This is a genomic window from Rhodoblastus sp. 17X3, from assembly GCF_030056575.1.
GTDB lineage: Bacteria > Pseudomonadota > Alphaproteobacteria > Rhizobiales > Beijerinckiaceae > Rhodoblastus.
Genome location: NZ_JASHHX010000027.1, coordinates 1 through 17,276 on the forward strand (window position 1 = coordinate 1; position 17,276 = coordinate 17,276).

The window sequence follows — 17,276 nt, forward strand, 5'->3', positions numbered from 1 at the left end:
AAGCAATCTGCGATTGACTATTATTCGGCGTGTGACGACGATAATTTCGCGAAGCAAAAAAAAGTCGTCGACCGTAGACGTGAGATCGTCCGGAAACTCGATGCTTTTGGGACCCAAGGCCGCCTCGCTTTAATGCCCCTCCTCGCCGATGCCGACCAAGGGGTGCGAGTTCTCGCCGCCGCCTTTCTTCTCAAGGTCAGCCCCGAGCAGGCGATCCCTGTGCTTCGTGAAATCAGCAAAGGTCCAACATTTTTCCCGCGGATTGCCGCAGGGAATTTTCTCGACAGTTACGCCAAAGGAAAGTGGAATCGGTAAGCGCCCATAGCAAGTGGCGCAAGGTAATTTCGACGCTTAGGACGCGATCCATGGTAGCGGCTTGGGCGTATGATCGGCGGCAATATTTTGTGTAACTTATTGTTTTTATTAAAATGGTAGCGGAGGAGGGACTCGAACCCCCGACACAAGGATTATGATTCCTCTGCTCTAGCCGGCTGAGCTACTCCGCCCCCGAAGCGCGGCAAAGCCGCGCCTCAAGTGGGCGGTCTATAGTCCGCCGCCGCCGCCATTGTCAAGGAATGCGCGCCTAATTAATCCGCTCGATGCGAGCGAGCGTGAAAAGCCCCAGCGGCGCGATCTTGCGGCGCTCGACAAGGCGCATATCGGAGCGCGCGGCGATCCAGTCGCCGAGAACCGCCCAGGGAAATTCCGGCCGCCAGCCAAGCGAGGCGGATTTCTTGCCGAGCCAACTTTCGGCCCAGGCGATCGGCCCTGATTCGGCGCCGACATGATTGACGAGGACGATCTCGCCGCCCGGCTTCAAAACCCGCGCCAGTTCGTCCAGCGTCGCGGCGGGATCGGGCACGACCGTCAGCACATAGGGCGCGACGACCGCGTCGAAATGAGCGGCGGGAAAGGCCAGCCGTGTGGCGTCCATCACGCAGAGGCCGGCGACCTGCAACAGCCTTTCATTGGCCGCGCGCATCTGGGCCCGGCGCAGCATTGGCTCCGACAGATCGACGCCGACCACCGAGACGTCAGGGTCGAACATGGGCAGTTCCAGCCCGGTGCCGACGCCGACATCGAGAATCAGGCCGCCCCGCCTCTGCGCCGCGGCGACGGCGGCGCGCCGGCCCGGCGCCATGACCGCCGCGAAGGCGAGGTCATAGACCGGCGCCCAGCGGGCATAGGCCTCCTCGACATGCGCATTCTCCAGCTGCGCGATTTCGCGGCGCGCTTCCGTCATGCGCTGGCCGCGCGCGACAGCGGCTCGACGGCAACGGTCGCGGCTTGCGTGCTGCGGATGAAGCCGCCGCCAAGCACGCGGGCGCGCGGCTCGGCGTTTTCGTAAAACACGCAGGCCTGGCCTGGCGCGACGCCGCTTTCGTCATCGACGAATTCGACGCAGATCTCGCCATTGCGGCTTTCCAGCACCGCCGGCACCGGCGGGCGCGTCGAGCGCACCCGCACGGCGATCTCAAGCCCCGCTGCCGCCATGTCGTCCAGCGCGCCGGGGCCGATCCAGTTGACGTCGCGCAGCGCCACCTGCTTGGTCGCCAGCGCCGAGCGCGGCCCGACCGTGACGCGCGCCTTCGCGGCGTCAATCTTGACCACATAAAGCGGCTCGCCCGCGCTCGCGCTGGCCGAACCCAGGCCGAGGCCGCGCCTTTGCCCGATGGTGTAATGCATGACGCCGGAGTGGCGGCCAAGCACGCGGCCGTCGACATGGACGATCTCGCCCGGCGCGGCGGCCTGCGGCGCCAGACGCTCGACAATATCGCTGTAACGTCCGGTCGGCACGAAGCAGATGTCCTGGCTGTCCGGCTTGTCGGCGATGGCGAGGCCGAAACGGCGCGCATGTTCGCGCACCTCGGGCTTGCTCATCTCGCCCAGAGGAAAGCGCAGCAACTGCAATTGCTCGCGCGTGGTGGCGAACAGGAAATAGCTCTGGTCGCGGTCGGAATCCTTGGCGCGATAGAGCGCGCGCTCTGGCCCGTCGGCGCGCGAGGCGATGTAATGGCCGGTCGCCAGCGCGTCGGCGCCGAGATCGCGGGCCATGTCGAACAGATCGGTGAACTTGATCTGCTGGTTGCAGGTCACGCAGGGAATCGGCGTCTCGCCCTCGGCGTAGGATTGCGCGAAGGCGTCGATCACCTTGGCGCGGAAGCGAGTCTCGTAATCCAGCACGTAATGCGGAATGCCGAGGCGGGCGGCTGCCTGCCGGGCGTCGAAAATATCCTGGCCCGCACAGCAGGAGCCGGGGCGATGCTCGGCCTCTCCCTGGTCATAGAGCTGCATGGTGACGCCGACCACGTCATAGCCCTGCTCCTTCAGCAGGGCCGCGACCACCGAGGAATCCACGCCGCCCGACATGGCCACGACCACGCGGCATTGCTCCGGGGCGCCCGGCAGGTCGAGACTGTTGAGAGGGTTCGTTGCGGCGTCCATGAATGCAGGTCTTGCCCGTGGGCTGTGCCGTCCCTCGGGACGGCGGAGTAACGGCGCGCGAACCGCGCCGGGCTTCCCCACTTTGGCGCGCTCCGCCTGTTCTTACTTCAATAAGCCGTCCGCCCTCCTTTTTCAACGCGTTTGGCGCAAACCCTCCGACGTCGAAAATGGTTAACGCGAAATTCCCGCCTGTTCCGATCCAGAACATTTTAGCCAATTCGCTAAGAATTTGGCAAGAAACCCCCGTTCAAACAAGTGTTTATCGCTCATTTCCGAGTGATTTGCTTAGCCGTTTTTTAAGCCCCTCGCGTTAGGCTGAAATCCTAGTCAGGGTTCTCCGCGTAACGTGAGTATCAAGCATGACCGAGCCCCACCGTCCGAGGGTCAAATATGTCATCGGTCCCGATGGCAGTCCGTTGACCATCGCTGACCTGCCCCCGCCCTCGACCAAACGGTGGGTGATCCGACGCAAGGCGGAAGTTGTGGCCGCCGTCCGAGGCGGACTGCTTTCGCTGGAAGAAGCCTGTAGCCGCTATACGCTGACTGTGGACGAATTCCTGTCCTGGCAGATGTCGATCGACCAGCATGGCCTCGCCGGCCTGCGCACGACCCGTCTGCAGCAATATCGCATGTAAATCGGTGCGCCCCTGAAAAGCCCCTGGACGCCGGCCTGAAAGCCGGCGTTTTTTATTGCGGCTTGCCTTGGGGCTTGGCTTCCGGCTTTCCATGCAGCGGGGCCCGGCCTTCGGCCTTTTCCTCGGCGAGGTGATGATGGTGCACGATCGCCTCGGCGAGCCGGCGCCGCTCGAAGGCCAGGACGACGAAAATCGCGATGACGAGCGGGATCAGCAGATAGAGCAGGCGAAACAGCAGCAGCGCCGCCAGCACGCCTTCATGCGGCGCCCCGGGCATGCTTTTCAGGAACACAAGCTCGAACACGCCGAGTCCGCCGGGCGCATTCGAGGCGAGCGCGGCGGAAAATGAAAAGATGAACACCGCGACCACGACGAGAAAGCCGGGATTGCCCTGCTCCGGCAGAGCGAAATAGATGATGCCCGCCGCGCCGAGGATTTCCGCCGGCGCCGCGACCAGCTGCCGCAACACGATATCCCATTTCGGATAGGCGATTCGGGCGCCGCGAAGGGTCAGCGACGGCAGCCGCAGCAGCGAGCCGACGACATATAGCGCGATGAGGCCAAGACAGGCGAAGCCGATCGTCCGCGCCGTCGAGGCGTGCGTCAGGAACGCTGGCAGGATATCGTCAAGCTGGGCGAGGGCCTGCGGCCGAACCAGCAGCGCCACGCCCCCGACCAGAACTTCGCCCAGCAGGAAAGTCAGCGAGCAGAGCGCCACAAGCACCGCGATCTGCGCCGTGTTGAGGCCCTTGGAGGTGTAGCCGCGATAGCGCACCATGGCGCCAGAGACCACGGAGGCGCCGATGTTGTGCGACAGGGCGTAGGTGGTGAAAGAGCAAAGCGTGATGAAACGCCAGGAAATATGGCGCACGCCCAGATGCAGCAGCGCAATCCAGTCGTAAAAGGCCAAAGCGATATAGGCCACGATGGTCGCGCAGAAGGACAGGAAATAATGCGACGGTGGGATCGCCTTGAAGGCGGCGATCAGCTGCGGCCCGAGCGACTGGCCGCGAAATTCCTGGAACAGCAGCCAGAAGGACGCCACGACGGCGGCAAGTCCAAGCGCAGGCCAGAAATAATCGAGATTGCGTTTGATGAAATCCATCCGGGCCCTGCAATGCTCGAACAGCGCCGGACGAATTGCCGCGCCAGCCTGCGCATCCTTTGCAACAGGCGGGCGTCAAGCGCAAGCCCGGATTGGCCCGGCGCCTGACAGGGGATGTACCGTTCAGGCCCGCGCGCCGCGCAGGTTCCCGAATTCCGGGACGTCGCGGGACATGTCGCCCAGCACGGAGGTCTTTTCGCGGCCTTCCAGCACCTGAGCCTTGGTCAGCTCCTCATTGGCCTGGTCGAACAGGACCCGGGCCTCTTCGAGCTGGCCCTTCAGCTCATCGGCCGAGTGCAGCAGGTTCTCGCGCCGCGTGCGGGCTGCGCGGGCATAGGTCGAATAGGCGTAATGGGCGGTGTCCTTGACCCCGGACTTCTGCTCCTCGGAGGCGATCTCGCGTTCGAGCTCCGCCGCCATGCGATTGAATTCCGCGATCATCATTTCGATCTGCGTCAGGCGGCGGCGTTTTTCCTCCACCTGGAAGCGCTTGAGACGGACGAGCGTATCTCGCGATTTCATCACTACAAACTCCAAGGACGCTGGCTGAAAGACTCTTTCAACCACGTGACGTAATTTCCGCGAGACAGCCGGAGATTGCCGTATGGAGGTTGCCGTTTCCTTACCGGAAAGCGCGAAATCCCACCGTTTCGCCAAATTTGTTGCGAGATGCGGTAAAAGCCACGATGCCTGTAAGGCTTCGTTAACCCCCATGCTTAACACTCCTTATCAAAGCTCCCGCCCACGCGCCGACCGGGGCGCCGAAACGGGAGCGGCAGGGCGCGCATGCGTCAGCCGGAGGGCTGGCCGACCGCCTTTCCACAATTGATTTTTCGTTGCGGCCGAGGAGTTTACGCAACCAGACGGAAAACGACGCCGAATGCCCTTGCCAGAGGGAATCACTCTTTGTTAACCATTCGGTATTAAGCGTTTTTCACAATGATTTGCGTGGGCGCTCGTCTTGGGCTGATGGCATGCCGCTAGCCCGGCGGCGGTTTCGGCCGGCGTCGCAATCCTTGGGGGCGGGGTGAGGACTTCACATGCGCGTATTATTGATCGAAGACGACAGCGCAACCGCGCAGAGCATCGAACTGATGCTCAAGTCCGAGAATTTCAACGTTTATACGACCGACCTCGGTGAAGAGGGCATCGATCTCGGCAAGCTTTATGATTACGACATCATTTTGCTCGACCTCAACCTGCCCGACATGTCGGGCTATGAAGTTCTGCGCACCCTACGCGTCGCCAAGGTCAAGACTCCGATCCTGATCCTCTCGGGTCTTGCCGGCATCGAAGACAAGGTGAAGGGCCTCGGCTTCGGCGCCGACGACTATCTGACCAAGCCCTTCCACAAGGACGAACTGGTTGCCCGCATTCATGCGATCGTCCGCCGCTCCAAGGGCCACGCCCAGTCGGTCATCGCCACCGGCGATCTGGTGGTCAATCTTGACCAGAAGACCGTCGAGGTCGGCGGCGCCCGCGTGCATCTGACCGGCAAGGAATACCAGATGCTGGAGCTGCTCTCGCTCCGCAAGGGCACCACGCTGACCAAGGAAATGTTCCTCAACCACCTTTATGGCGGCATGGACGAGCCGGAACTGAAGATCATCGACGTCTTCATCTGCAAATTGCGCAAGAAGCTCGCCAACGCCAGCGACGGCCGCAATTACATCGAGACCGTCTGGGGCCGCGGCTACGTGCTGCGCGAACCCTCCGACGCCGACGAGCGCATCACGGCCTGAGGCGGCCCGCCAGCCCAACAGCGCCCGCAACGAAAAACCCCGCCGGTCCGGCGGGGTTTCTTTTTGCTCAAAGCGTATTCGAGCGAAGAAAACGCGTCAAAGCAAAAGCCTTGAGCCCCAATCCGATTCCATCGGATCGGGCCTCTAGAACTCCAGGCAGATCTTGCCGAAATGCCTGTTGGTCTCCTGATATTGGAAGGCGGCGACGATGTCCTCGAGCGGAAAGCTCCGGTCGATCACCGGCTTCATGCCATTGGCGTCGATCGCGCGAATCATGTCGGCCTGCTGGCGCCGGCTGCCGACCAGGACGCCCTTCAGCTGCAATTGCTTCAACAAAGCCGTGATCATCGAGAACTCGCCGGAGAGTCCGCTGAGAATGCCGATGAGCGCGATATGGCCGCCGAGCCGCGCCGCGATCATGGATTGCTCCAGCGTACCGGGGCCGCCGACATCGATGACATGGTCAACGCCGCGGCCGCCGGTGAGGCCGCGCGCGATTTCCGCCCAGTTCGGGTTCTTGCGATAGTCGATCAGGTGATCCGCGCCGAGCGCTTCGAGTTTCGCCAGCTTTTCGGCGCTCGACGAGGTGGCGATGACGGTCGCGCCCGCCATCTTGGCGAATTGCAGCGCGAAAATGGAGACGCCGCCCGTGCCTTGCACAAGAACCGTCTCGCCGGCCTTGAGGCCGCCATCGTCATGCAGGGCGCGCCAGGCGGTCAAGCCGGCCGTGGTCAGGGTCGCCGCTTCCGCATGGGAAAAATTTTTCGGCGCATGGGTGAAGGCGCCGATCGGCGCGGTGACGATTTCACGGGCGTAGCCGTCCTGTCCGTCGCCCGGAACGGTTGCGAAATCTGCGAAAGGCGGCGCGCCGTCGCTCCATCCGGGGAAAAAGGCGCTGACGACGGCGTCGCCGACCGCGAATTCCGTGACCCCGGCCCCGACGGCCGTCACCAGTCCCGCGCCGTCGGCCATGGGAATGCGCGGCTCGCTCGGCCCCCACATGCCGCTGACCACGGCGTAATCATGATAATTCAGGGAATTGGCGTGCAGGCGCACGGTGATTTCGCCCGCCGCCGGCGGGCTGGCGTCGCGCTCGCCCGGGACCACCCGGTCAAATCCGCCGCCGGGTTGCACGATCATCGCCTTGGCCATCAAAAACCTCCCTGTGTTTTGAGGCCATTTCAACCCGGTGGTGCCCGGGCGGCAAGAGGCCTTTGGGAGGGGAAGGGCGTCAGGCGACCAAGCCCACGTCCTCGAATTTCTCCTGCATGCCGCGACGGTCGAACGGCTTGAACAGCACGTCGTCCGCGCCGGCGCGCAACACGCGGCCAATCACCATCGGATCGTTTTCCGTCGCGCAGAAGATGATTTTCGCCGCGTCGCCGCCCGGCAGGCGGCGGATCGCGCGCAAAAGCTCCAGCGAGTCGCCCCCAGGCAGGCTGCTGTCGAGCAGGATGACCTCGGGCATCTGCTGTTCGCAGATTTGCAGCGCCTTGGCGCCATCGTCGGCCTCGACGCTCTGGAAATGCAAGAGCCCCAGAATGCGGCCGGAGACCATGCGGATCACCGCCGAATCGTCAACGACTAGACCCCGTTTCATTCCACATCCCCCGAAACCGCCGCCGCGCGAGCAGGCGCGCAGGCTGTGATTGTGGGGCGAAGCCCTGAAGAAACCGCTAATAGGGGCGCGCCGGCCGAGATTCGCGGCGGCCGGCGCGCATGATTTCCATCAGCCGTGCTTGGCCGCCAGCCAGCGTTCGGCCTCCAGCGCGGCCATACAGCCGAGGCCTGCCGCCGTGACCGCCTGGCGATATTTATCGTCGGCGACGTCGCCCGCCGCGAAAACGCCTTCGACATTGGTCGCGGTCGAGTCGGGCGCGGTCTTGATATAGCCGTTGCTCTTCAATTCGATCTGGCCGGCGAAAAGCTCGGTGGCGGGCTTGTGGCCGATGGCGATGAAAACGCCGTCGAGCGGAAGCGTTTCGGTCGCGCCGGTCTTCACATTCTTGATGCGCAGCGCCTCGACCGAAAGCGGCGCCTCGCTGCCCAGAATCTCATCGACCGCGCTGTCCCAGCGGATCTCGACATTGGGCCGCGCGAGCAGGCGCTCCTGCAGGATGCGCTCGGAACGCAGCGAATCGCGGCGGTGGATGAGCGTGACCTTCTCCGCGATATGGGAGAGGTAAAGCGCCTCCTCGACCGCCGAATTTCCGCCGCCGACCACCGCGACCTTCTTGCCGCGGAAGAAGAAGCCGTCGCAGGTGGCGCAGGCCGAGACGCCAAAGCCCTTGAACTTTTCCTCGCTCGTCTCGCCCAGCCATTGCGCCTTGGCCCCCGTCGCGATGATCAGCGAATCTGCCGTATAGACCTGCCCCGAATCGCCGGTGATCTTGAACGGCCGCTGGCCCAGCTCAACCTGGGTGACGTGGTCGCTGACCAGACGCGCGCCGACATGCTCGGCCTGAAGCCGCATCTGCTCCATCAGCCAGGGGCCCTGGATGGGATCGGCGAAGCCCGGATAATTCTCGACGTCCGTCGTGATCATCAATTGCCCGCCGGCGTCGAAGCCCGAGATCAGGATCGGCTCGAGCATGGCGCGGGCGGCGTAAATGGCGGCGGTATAGCCCGCGGGGCCGGAGCCGATGACGACGACTTTGGCGTGGATGGGCGACGTTTCGGCGTTCGACATGAAAACTCCACTTTAAACCAGCTCTCCTTGACCGCGACACGTCGCGGTCAAGGCATCCCTCGCATAGGCTCGGCGGCGCAGTCGCGCCTAACAAAGACTCGCAGGTTCTCACCTGCGAGTCTCTAAATACGGCGGCGGAGCGCGGCTGCGCTTCTCAGGTCCGCAGGAGATAGGTCAAAGCTGGGCTTTCCTCAAGCCGGGACGAGCGAATCCCGCAACAGCACCGCCATATGCACGGGTTTGCGGCCGGAACCGTCCTTGATCTGATGGCGGCAGGAGAACCCATCCGCCACGATCACGTCCTGCGGCCTGGCCGCGCGGACCGCCGGCAGCAAGGCGAGTTCCGCCATTTTCTGCGAGGCTTCGTAATGTTCGGCCTCGAATCCAAACGAACCCGCCATGCCACAGCAGCCGGACTCGATCAGCTCGAAATCAAGCCCCGGCACGAGGCCCAGCGTCTTGCGCAACGACTTCATCAGGCCAAAGGCTTTCTGGTGGCAATGGCCATGGGCGTAGACCTTGACGCCCTCCGGCGCCTTCAGCGGCAGCTTCAGCCCGCGCAGCGCCTCGCGCGCGATGAATTCCTCGAACAGATAGAGGTTCTTGCCGAGCGCGCCGATTTCGGCTCCGAGGCCGAGGCTGAAGAATTCATCGCGCATCGAAAGCAGGCAGGACGGCTCCAGCCCGACGATCGGCGCGCCGGCCTCGATCGCGGGTTTGAGCGCGGCGATCACGCGGAGCGCCTCGGCGCGCGCCTTGCCCACCATGCCCATGGAGAGAAAGGTGCGCCCGCAGCACAAGGAGCGATTGGGTTCGGGATCGTCCGGCGCAGGCTGCGCGATCCGAACGCGATAGCCGCCCGCGGTCAGGACCGCGACGGCGGCTTCCGCGATTTCAGGATCGAAATGCTGGGCGAAAGTGTCCGCGAACAGCCAGACGTCGCCGCGTTCGCCGAAGCCGAGCGGCCCCTTGGCCGCGAAAGGCCCCTTGGCGGCGAAGGGCTTGACGGCGAAGGGCTTGGCGGCGGGCGGAGGCAGGGGCCTCCGCGACGTCAGCCCCAGAAACTTTTCCGCAGCCCAGGCGACAGGCGGCAAGGCGTTGCGCGTCAGGGCCAGCCAGCGCGCGGGGCGCCGCCAGCGGCCGAGCCAGGCCGGGAGTCCGCCGAACAATCTTGTCCGAAACGAGACGCCATGCGCGTCATTGCGCTGGGCGAGATATTCGGTCTTGATCAGCACCATGTCCACGGCGCTGGGACATTCCTTCTTGCAGGCCTTGCAGGACACGCAGAGGTCCATGGCGGCGGCGAGGCGCGAATCGCCGAAGGGATCGTCGCCATAGTCGCCGTTGAGCGCCGCCTTGAAGGCCGCGACCCGCGCCTCGGTGGAATGGGCGGGATCATGGGTGATGCGGAAACTTGGGCACATCACGCCGCGCCCTTCGGTCTGGCAGGCGCGATTGTGCATGCAGACCGCCACGGCCTTCGCGTAATTGCCACCGCGGGCGGGAATGCCGGAATAGGCGTCGCCAATGCCGTAAGTGTCGTAGCCCGACCAATCCAGATGCGTCTTCATGCGTGCTCCCGCCGTCAAGGCGAGCAAGCAAAAATCCCGCCATCGCGGCTTTCAGGACTGCGCCGCCAACCAGGCGTCCAGCGCTTTGGGAACGTCGGCCGACGCCCACAGGCCGAGCTTCGAGCGGCGCCATAATATGTCGTCCGACGTCCCCGCCCATTCCCGCGCAAAAAGATGCTCGACCTCCGCCTCGCTCAGTCCGAGGCCAAAGTCCCGGCCGAGATCCTCGCGCCGCCGCGCCGAGCCAAGGAAAGCAAGGCACAGCGTTCCATAGGCGCAAGCGAGACGCCGCGCTTCGGCGGCGCGAAGAAAGGCGTACCGCGCCTGAAGATCGCTTGCGAAAACGTCGAGATCGCCGCCGGGCAGATCGCCGCCCGGGAGGATCGCCGAGGCGGTCCAGGCTCCGCCGCGCGCGCCGAGGCAGGCGGCGGCGCGGTCCACGACCTGTTCCGCGACACGGCGATAGGCGGTGAGCTTGCCGCCCAAAATGCTGATGAAGGGTGCGCCGTCGGCCTGACCCTCGTCCAGCGCGTAATCGCGGCTGGCGCGCGCCGCCGCCTTCGTCCCGTCATCGACCAGAGGCCGCAGCCCGGCGAAAGACCAGACCACGTCTTCCGGCGCGACGGCGCGCGCGAAAAAGGCGTTCGCCGCCCGACAGAGATAGGCGATCTCCTCGCTCATGACGGTCACTTCGTCGGGCGCGCCGGAAAAGTCCGCGTCGGTCGTGCCGATCAGGGTGAAGTCGCGCTGATAGGAAATGGCGAAGACGATGCGCCCGTCGCCGGTCTGGAACAGATAGGCGCCGTCATGCCCGAACAGCTTTGGGACGACGATATGGCTGCCGCGCACCAGCCGCAGGCGCGGGCGCTCCGCCTTGCCGGCGAGAATGCCGTCGGCCCAGGGACCGGCGGCGTTGACGATGAGGCGCGCGGAAACGCCCCATTCGGTTTCCGTGACCTCGTCGCGAAGGATGCCGCGCCAGCCCCCAATCCCGGGCTCGGCGCGCAAAAATCTGGTCCGCGTGAAAATATCCGCGCCGCGATCGGCGGCGTCGCGGGCGTTGAGCACGACGAGGCGGGAATCGTCTACGCGGCAATCTGAATAGGCGAAGGCCCTGCTCAGATACGGCTTCAGCGGCGCGCCTTCCGGCGCGCGGCGCAGATCGAGCGACGAGGCGCCGGAGAGCTTTTCACGCGCGCCGAGATGATCATAGAGGAACAGCCCGAGCCGCAGCAGCCAGGCCGGCCGCGCGCTGGGCAGGACCGGCACGACGAAGCGCAGGGGCTGGATGAGATGCGGCGCGATCCGCCACAGCGTTTCGCGCTCGACCAAAGCCTCGCGCACCATGCGGAAATCGCCACTTTCCAGATAACGCAAGCCGCCATGTATGAGCTTGGTGGATTTCGACGACGTCCCGCTGGCGAGATCGTCCATTTCCACGAGCGCAACCTTGTAGCCGCGCCCCGCCGCGTCGCGCGCGACGCCGCAGCCGTTGATCCCGCCGCCAATGACGAGGAGGTCGTATTCCGTCCGTCCGCCGTTCACGCCGGTCCCCGCGCTCACGCTCTTTGAGTCGCTTTTCGCGATCTTCGGGCCGCGGGCGTCCGGCGTCAATTTGCGCCCGGAACAGCAAAACGCCGCCGGGCCAGCCGACGGCGTTTTGTCCGCGACGCGAAGCGCGAGATCAGAAGACCACGACGGAGCGGATCGATTCGCCCTTGTGCATCAGGTCGAAGGCGTCGTTGATCTTTTCCAGCGGCATGGTGTGGGTGATCAGATCGTCGATGTTGATCTTGCCATCCATGTACCAGTCCACGATCTTCGGCACGTCGGTGCGGCCGCGCGCGCCGCCGAAGGCCGAACCGCGCCAGTTGCGGCCGGTGACCAGCTGGAACGGACGGGTGGAGATTTCCTGGCCCGAGGGCGCGACGCCGATCAGGATCGACGTGCCCCAGCCGCGATGGCAGCATTCCAGCGACTGGCGCATGGTGTGGACATTGCCTACGCATTCGAAGGCGAAATCCGCACCGCCGCCGGTGACGTCGACGATCGCCTCGACCACCTTGTCGCGGCCGACTTCATTCGGATTGATGAAGTGGGTCATGCCGAATTTCTTCGCCATCTCCACCTTGGCCGGGTTCAGGTCCACGCCGACGATCTTGTCGGCGCCAACCATACGCGCGCCCTGAATGACGTTGAGGCCGATGCCGCCGAGGCCGAAAACCACGACATTGGCGCCCGGCCACACCTTGCCGGTATAGATCACCGCGCCGAGGCCGGTGGTGACGCCACAGCCGATATAGCAAATCTTGTCGAAGGGCGCGTCCTCACGCACCTTGGCGACGGCGATCTCGGGCAGAACGGTGAAGTTCGAGAAGGTCGAACAGCCCATATAGTGCCACAGGATGTCCTTGGCGCCGCCGGCGGGCGTGCAGGAGAAGCGGCTGGTGCCGTCCGGCATCAGGCCCTGGCCCTGAGTGGCGCGGATCGCCGTGCAAAGATTGGTGCGCTGCGACAGGCAGCTTTTGCACTGCCGGCATTCCGGCGTGTAGAGCGGAATGACGTGATCGCCGACCTTCACGGAGGTGACGCCGGCGCCGATCTCACGGACGATGCCCGCACCCTCATGACCGAGGATAGCCGGGAACTTGCCTTCGGAATCGAGGCCCGAAAGCGTGTAAGCGTCGGTGTGGCAAACGCCCGTCGCCATGATTTCGACCAGCACTTCGCCCGCCTTCGGGCCAGCCAGATCGACCGTTTCAATGGTGAGAGGCGCCTCCGCCTTCCAGGCGACAGCTGCACGCGTCTTCATGGAAAAAAACCTTTAAATGGGAAGGGATTACTTGCCCATTTAAGTCGCTTGCAGCTTTCCGCGCAATCTCCGCCTGCGATTATAAGGACAATTTCAGAATCGCCGGCAGAAAAGCCAAAGAAAAGATATTGCGGCGCACGCGCCGCGGCGCTTTACTCATTGGCGGCGGTCGATGTCGTTTTGCGCCGCACACATTGCGTCTTCATATAAACGGTTTCGCCAAGGCCTTCGCGCAGGGCCCCACGCGCCATCGACTCCTGAAAGCCGCGCATGCAGGCGAATTCGCTCTCGACCCGGGTCGAAATGACGTCAATGGCCCGCGATTCGTCGCAGGACTGCGGCGGGGTCGACAACTGACAGACAAGAACCAAAGCGGTGAAAACGGTCATGCCATCCTCCAGAGTCTCCTGCGGCGCGCCTCGGCCGACAGGATCATTGGGAAACAAGCCACCATTGCTCTGCCCCTTCCCGCCCAGGGGCAGGAAAGGATGAAGCGGGCGTTTCTCTCCGGCATTCTCACCGCGCAGATTTTCTTGGCTGTCGCGCTGGCCCAGCCGGCGCAAGCGCCGGTCGAGGCCGCGAGGCCTTTTGTCGCGGAGCAGACGGCCCCCGGCGTTTACGTCGTTGTCGGGGAGACTGCGCTTTCTTCTATACAAAATGCGGGCCAGATCAGTAATTCCATTTTTCTGATCGGAAAAGAGGCGATCGCGGTCGTCGATACGGGCGGCAGCGCCTTGGCTGGCCGACGCTTGCGCGCGACCATCCGCACTTATTCCGATCTGCCCATCCGTTACGTCGTCCTGACGCATGACCATCCTGACCATATTCTCGGCGCTGCCGCATTTTTAGGCGACAACGCCGTTTTTATAGGCCACCGCAATCTGCCGGAGGCCCTGCAGACCCACGCGGCGGATTATCTTCGCCACGCGCGCGAGGATGTCGGCGCGGACGCATTTGCCGGCACGCGCGTCATCGCGCCGACGCTTTTGGTCGATTCCGCCCAAACCATCGACATTGGCGACCGCCCGCTGAAGCTGGAGGCCTGGCCCGTCGCGCACACCAATTGCGACCTGACCGTACTGGACGAGAAAACCGGAACCTGGCTGCTCGCCGACCTGATCTTCTCGGGCCATATCCCGGCGCTCGACGGCAATCTCAACGGCTGGATCGCGGCGCTGGAGCGCCTCAAGACGCTCCCGGCCGCACGCATCGTCCCCGGCCACGGCCCCGCCTCGATGGCCTGGCCCGACGCAGCCGCGCCGATCGAAACCTATCTGCGCGTTTTGCGCGAAGATGTGCGCGCGTCGCTCCGCGCCGGAGAGACCATCCGCGAGGCCGCCGCCAAGGCGGCCGCGTCTGAGCGCGGCAAATGGGAATTATTCGACGACTTCAACACCCGCAACGCGACCGCCGCCTATCACGAGCTGGAATGGGAATAATCATTTCGCATTTGCGAAATAAAAACCGCCTCCGCCGCCGCCGCCAATGCATTCAACTAAGTGCGTACCTAACAGCCTCTAAGCCAAATATAAAACTCATAAGCCTTGTCGCCTCGTTGCTACGCTCGAATGCTGCTTGTACATTTTTTTGGTCATAAAAATGACCGCGCCCCTGAAATCGACAGTTCGGCAATTTGTTCGCCTTCTGTCGAGGGGCAAAGAAAAAACTGGCTCAGAGCGGCCAATACCTCGGCAGCCGAAGAAAAAGACGGAAGCCGTTGCGTTTCGGAGGAACACCTATGAAGAGGCTTTACGCATCTCTGCTTTCTGCTACCGCGCTGTCGCTGAGTGCGCCGGCGTTCGCTAACGATTCCGTCCTGAAGGCCGAGAAGGATCCCAAGCAGTGGGTCATTCAGACGGGCAATTACGCCAACACGCGCTATTCCGAGTTGAACCAGATCACCGCCGCCAATGTCGGCAAGCTGGCCCCCGCCTGGAGCTTCTCGACCGGCGTGTTGCGCGGCCATGAAGGCGCGCCGATCGTCGTCGGCGACGTTATGTATGTGCATACGCCGTTCCCGAATATCGTTTACGCCCTCGACCTGAAAAACGAAGGCAAGATCCTCTGGAAGTATGAACCCAAGCAGGATCCGAACGTTATTCCGGTGATGTGCTGCGACACCGTCAACCGCGGTCTCGCCTTTGCCGACGGCAAGGTCTTCCTGCATCAGGCCGACACCACAGTCGTGGCGCTGGATGGCAAGACCGGCAAGGTCGTCTGGTCGGCGGTCAACGGCGATCCCAAGCGCGGCGAGACCAACACCGCGACCGTCATGCCGGTCAAGGACAAGGTCATCGTCGGCATCTCGGGCGGCGAATTCGGCGTTCAGTGCCATGTGACCGCCTATGACATCAATAGCGGCAAGCGTGTCTGGCGCGCCTATTCCGTCGGTACGGACGATCAGATCCTGCTCGATCCGGAAAAGACCACCGTGCTCGGCAAGCCCGTCGGCAAGGATTCCTCCATCAAGACCTGGCAGGGCGATCAGTGGAAAACCGGCGGTGGCTGCACCTGGGGCTGGTATTCCTATGACCCGGACCTGAACCTGGTCTATTACGGCTCGGGCAATCCCTCGACCTGGAACCCGAAGCAGCGTCCCGGCGACAACAAGTGGTCCATGACCATCTTCGCCCGCAACCCGGACACGGGCATGGCGAAGTGGGTCTATCAAATGACCCCGCATGACGAATGGGACTATGACGGCATCAACGAAATGCCGCTGGTCGAACAGAAGATCGACGGCAAGGACCGCAAGCTCCTGGTGCATTTCGACCGTAACGGCTTCGGCTACACGCTCGACCGCACCAACGGCGATCTGCTGGTGGCGGAAAAATACGATCCGGCCGTCAACTGGGCGACCAAGGTCGATATGGACCGCAGCAGCCCGACCTTCGGACGTCCGATGGTCGACAAGCGGTTCTCGACCGAAGCCAATGGCGAGGACGTGAACTCCAAGGGCATCTGCCCGGCGGCTCTCGGCTCGAAAGACCAGCAGCCCGCCGCCTACTCGCCGAAGACCGGCCTGTTCTACGTGCCGACCAACCATGTCTGCATGGATTACGAGCCGTTCCGCGTGAGCTACACCCCGGGCCAGCCCTATGTCGGCGCGACCTTGGCGATGTATCCGCCGGAAGGCCAGACCAACATGGGCAATTTCATTGCCTGGGACGCCACCAAGGGCAAGATCGTCTGGTCTGACCCCGAACAGTTCTCGGCTTGGGGCGGCGCTCTCGCCACCGCCGGCGACATCGTCTTCTATGGCACTCTCGAGGGCTACCTGAAGGCGGTCGATTCCAAGACCGGCAAGCTGCTCTACAAATACAAGACCCCGTCGGGCATTATCGGCAACGTGATGACCTATCAGCACGCTGGCAAGCAGTATGTGGCCGTTCTGTCCGGCGTCGGCGGTTGGGCCGGCATCGGCCTCGCGGCTGGCTTGACCGATCCGCATGCGGGTCTGGGCGCGGTCGGCGGCTATGCCGCCCTCAGCGACTATACCTCGCTCGGCGGCGTGCTGACGGTCTTCGCCCTCCCCGATTGATCGCCACACCCACTCCGAGCCGGGCGAGTCGCAAGACTCGCCCGGCTTCTTATTCGGTCAGACTTGTTCGGTTAGTTCTGGCTTTTGTTAGACCTGGCGTTCGCGTTTCGAGCCGCCCGACGCGGGCAGGCGTGAGGATAGCTGCGCCCAAATGATATGACGATTGGAACCCGCGTCGTGAAAGATTTCGCTTCAGCAAGACCCGCCCGCCAGACGGCCAAAAAGCGGTTCGCAGCCTCTCTGTTCGCGGTTGTCGCCGCGCTCGCCGTCGCCGGAGCCGCGCAGGGCGAGCCCAAGCAGCCGGCGAAAAACGACGATGGCAGATATTATGACGCCGAAGGCAATCCGACCTATCGGGTCGACGCGGACGGCAAGACGGATTGGACCACTTATTCCGGCTTCCAGCGTTACAATGCGGAATGCCTGCGCTGCCATGGTCCCGACGGCATGGGCTCGAGCTATGCGCCCGCCCTCGTCGACTCGCTCAAGACAATGGATTACGCCACCTTCCTCGCCACCGTCGCGCAGGGCCGCAAAAATCTCGTGAATGGCCAGGAAAAGGTCATGCCGCAGCTCGGCGAAGACAAAAACGTGATGTGCTACATCGACGATATTTATGTCTATCTCAAAGCCCGTTCCGACGACGCGATTGGTCGCAACCGTCCGCCGGGGCATGATCCCAAGGGCAAGAGCTGGCAGGCGGCGCAAGATTCCTGCATGGGCGCGCCGAGTTGAC

General features: G+C 63.5%; 17 protein-coding genes and 1 tRNA gene. 6 read left to right on the forward strand and 12 right to left on the reverse strand.

Going from position 1 to position 17,276, the window contains the following annotated elements; genetic code table 11:
- Positions 1 to 315: DUF2019 domain-containing protein (locus QM467_RS17965; protein ID WP_283367713.1), on the forward strand; the 315-nt coding region annotated here is incomplete at its 5' end.
- A 114-nt stretch (positions 316 to 429) separates the two neighbouring features.
- Here the strand turns inward: QM467_RS17965 and QM467_RS17970 are convergent.
- The 3 genes from QM467_RS17970 to mnmA form a co-directional block, all read right to left on the reverse strand.
- Positions 430 to 506: transfer RNA gene (locus QM467_RS17970), tRNA-Met, on the reverse strand.
- Between the two features lie 77 nt (positions 507 to 583).
- The gene (locus QM467_RS17975) at positions 584 to 1,243 is read right to left on the reverse strand and encodes a class I SAM-dependent methyltransferase (protein ID WP_283367714.1); all 660 of its coding nucleotides are present in this window, start codon (positions 1,241 to 1,243) and stop codon (positions 584 to 586) included.
- Positions 1,240 to 2,445, reverse strand: a complete 1,206-nt coding sequence (gene mnmA / locus QM467_RS17980; RefSeq protein ID WP_283367715.1) for a tRNA 2-thiouridine(34) synthase MnmA — start codon at positions 2,443 to 2,445, stop codon at positions 1,240 to 1,242. The genes QM467_RS17975 and mnmA overlap by 4 nt, the downstream gene beginning before the upstream one ends.
- Positions 2,446 to 2,804: 359 nt before the next feature.
- On the opposite strand from mnmA, the gene sciP reads away from it, so the two are divergent.
- The gene (gene sciP, locus QM467_RS17985; protein WP_243066288.1) at positions 2,805 to 3,080 is read left to right on the forward strand and encodes a CtrA inhibitor SciP; all 276 of its coding nucleotides are present in this window, start codon (positions 2,805 to 2,807) and stop codon (positions 3,078 to 3,080) included.
- Between the two features lie 52 nt (positions 3,081 to 3,132).
- Here sciP and QM467_RS17990 read toward each other — a convergent pair whose 3' ends face one another.
- Together QM467_RS17990 and QM467_RS17995 are read right to left on the reverse strand one after the other, a co-directional pair.
- Entirely contained in the window at positions 3,133 to 4,176 is a 1,044-nt protein-coding gene (locus tag QM467_RS17990) for a UPF0104 family protein (RefSeq protein WP_283367756.1), read from the reverse strand.
- Between the two features lie 132 nt (positions 4,177 to 4,308).
- Positions 4,309 to 4,707: a flagellar export protein FliJ gene (locus QM467_RS17995; RefSeq protein WP_283367716.1), complete on the reverse strand. Its 399-nt coding sequence runs from the start codon at positions 4,705 to 4,707 to the stop codon at positions 4,309 to 4,311.
- Positions 4,708 to 5,225: 518 nt separating this feature from the next.
- Here QM467_RS17995 and ctrA point away from each other — a divergent pair.
- Entirely contained in the window at positions 5,226 to 5,927 is a 702-nt protein-coding gene (ctrA, locus tag QM467_RS18000; protein WP_283367717.1) for a response regulator transcription factor CtrA, read from the forward strand.
- 144 nt (positions 5,928 to 6,071) lie between these two features.
- Here ctrA and QM467_RS18005 read toward each other — a convergent pair whose 3' ends face one another.
- The 7 genes from QM467_RS18005 to QM467_RS18035 form a co-directional block, all read right to left on the reverse strand.
- Entirely contained in the window at positions 6,072 to 7,079 is a 1,008-nt protein-coding gene (locus QM467_RS18005; protein ID WP_283367718.1) for a zinc-dependent alcohol dehydrogenase family protein, read from the reverse strand.
- 79 nt (positions 7,080 to 7,158) lie between these two features.
- A complete protein-coding gene (locus QM467_RS18010) occupies positions 7,159 to 7,527 on the reverse strand; it encodes a response regulator (RefSeq protein ID WP_283367719.1) in 369 nt (122 codons plus the stop codon).
- Between the two features lie 129 nt (positions 7,528 to 7,656).
- On the reverse strand, positions 7,657 to 8,616 hold the full coding sequence (trxB, locus tag QM467_RS18015) for a thioredoxin-disulfide reductase (RefSeq protein WP_283367720.1): 960 nt from the start codon (positions 8,614 to 8,616) through the stop codon (positions 7,657 to 7,659).
- 191 nt (positions 8,617 to 8,807) lie between these two features.
- Positions 8,808 to 10,187: a (Fe-S)-binding protein gene (locus tag QM467_RS18020; protein ID WP_283367721.1), complete on the reverse strand. Its 1,380-nt coding sequence runs from the start codon at positions 10,185 to 10,187 to the stop codon at positions 8,808 to 8,810.
- Positions 10,188 to 10,238: 51 nt separating this feature from the next.
- Positions 10,239 to 11,750 carry a glycerol-3-phosphate dehydrogenase gene (glpD, locus tag QM467_RS18025; protein ID WP_283367722.1) on the reverse strand — a complete coding sequence of 504 codons (1,512 nt, stop codon included), beginning with the start codon at positions 11,748 to 11,750 and terminating at the stop codon, positions 10,239 to 10,241.
- A 121-nt stretch (positions 11,751 to 11,871) separates the two neighbouring features.
- A complete protein-coding gene (locus QM467_RS18030) occupies positions 11,872 to 12,999 on the reverse strand; it encodes an S-(hydroxymethyl)glutathione dehydrogenase/class III alcohol dehydrogenase (RefSeq protein ID WP_283367723.1) in 1,128 nt (375 codons plus the stop codon).
- A gap of 152 nt (positions 13,000 to 13,151) precedes the next feature.
- Positions 13,152 to 13,388 (reverse strand): hypothetical protein, encoded by a 237-nt coding sequence (locus QM467_RS18035; protein WP_283367724.1) that lies wholly within the window; start codon positions 13,386 to 13,388, stop codon positions 13,152 to 13,154.
- Between the two features lie 99 nt (positions 13,389 to 13,487).
- On the opposite strand from QM467_RS18035, the gene QM467_RS18040 reads away from it, so the two are divergent.
- The 3 genes from QM467_RS18040 (at position 13,488) to QM467_RS18050 (ending at position 17,275) form a co-directional block, all read left to right on the forward strand.
- Positions 13,488 to 14,438, forward strand: coding sequence for a quinoprotein relay system zinc metallohydrolase 2 (locus QM467_RS18040; protein WP_283367725.1), 951 nt, complete (start codon positions 13,488 to 13,490; stop codon positions 14,436 to 14,438).
- 299 nt (positions 14,439 to 14,737) lie between these two features.
- Complete coding sequence (gene xoxF5 / locus QM467_RS18045) at positions 14,738 to 16,540, forward strand: lanthanide-dependent methanol dehydrogenase XoxF5 (protein WP_283367726.1); 1,803 nt, start codon at positions 14,738 to 14,740, stop codon at positions 16,538 to 16,540.
- Between the two features lie 240 nt (positions 16,541 to 16,780).
- Positions 16,781 to 17,275, forward strand: a complete 495-nt coding sequence (locus tag QM467_RS18050) for a c-type cytochrome, methanol metabolism-related (protein ID WP_446737800.1) — start codon at positions 16,781 to 16,783, stop codon at positions 17,273 to 17,275.
- Position 17,276: the final 1 nt, after the last annotated feature.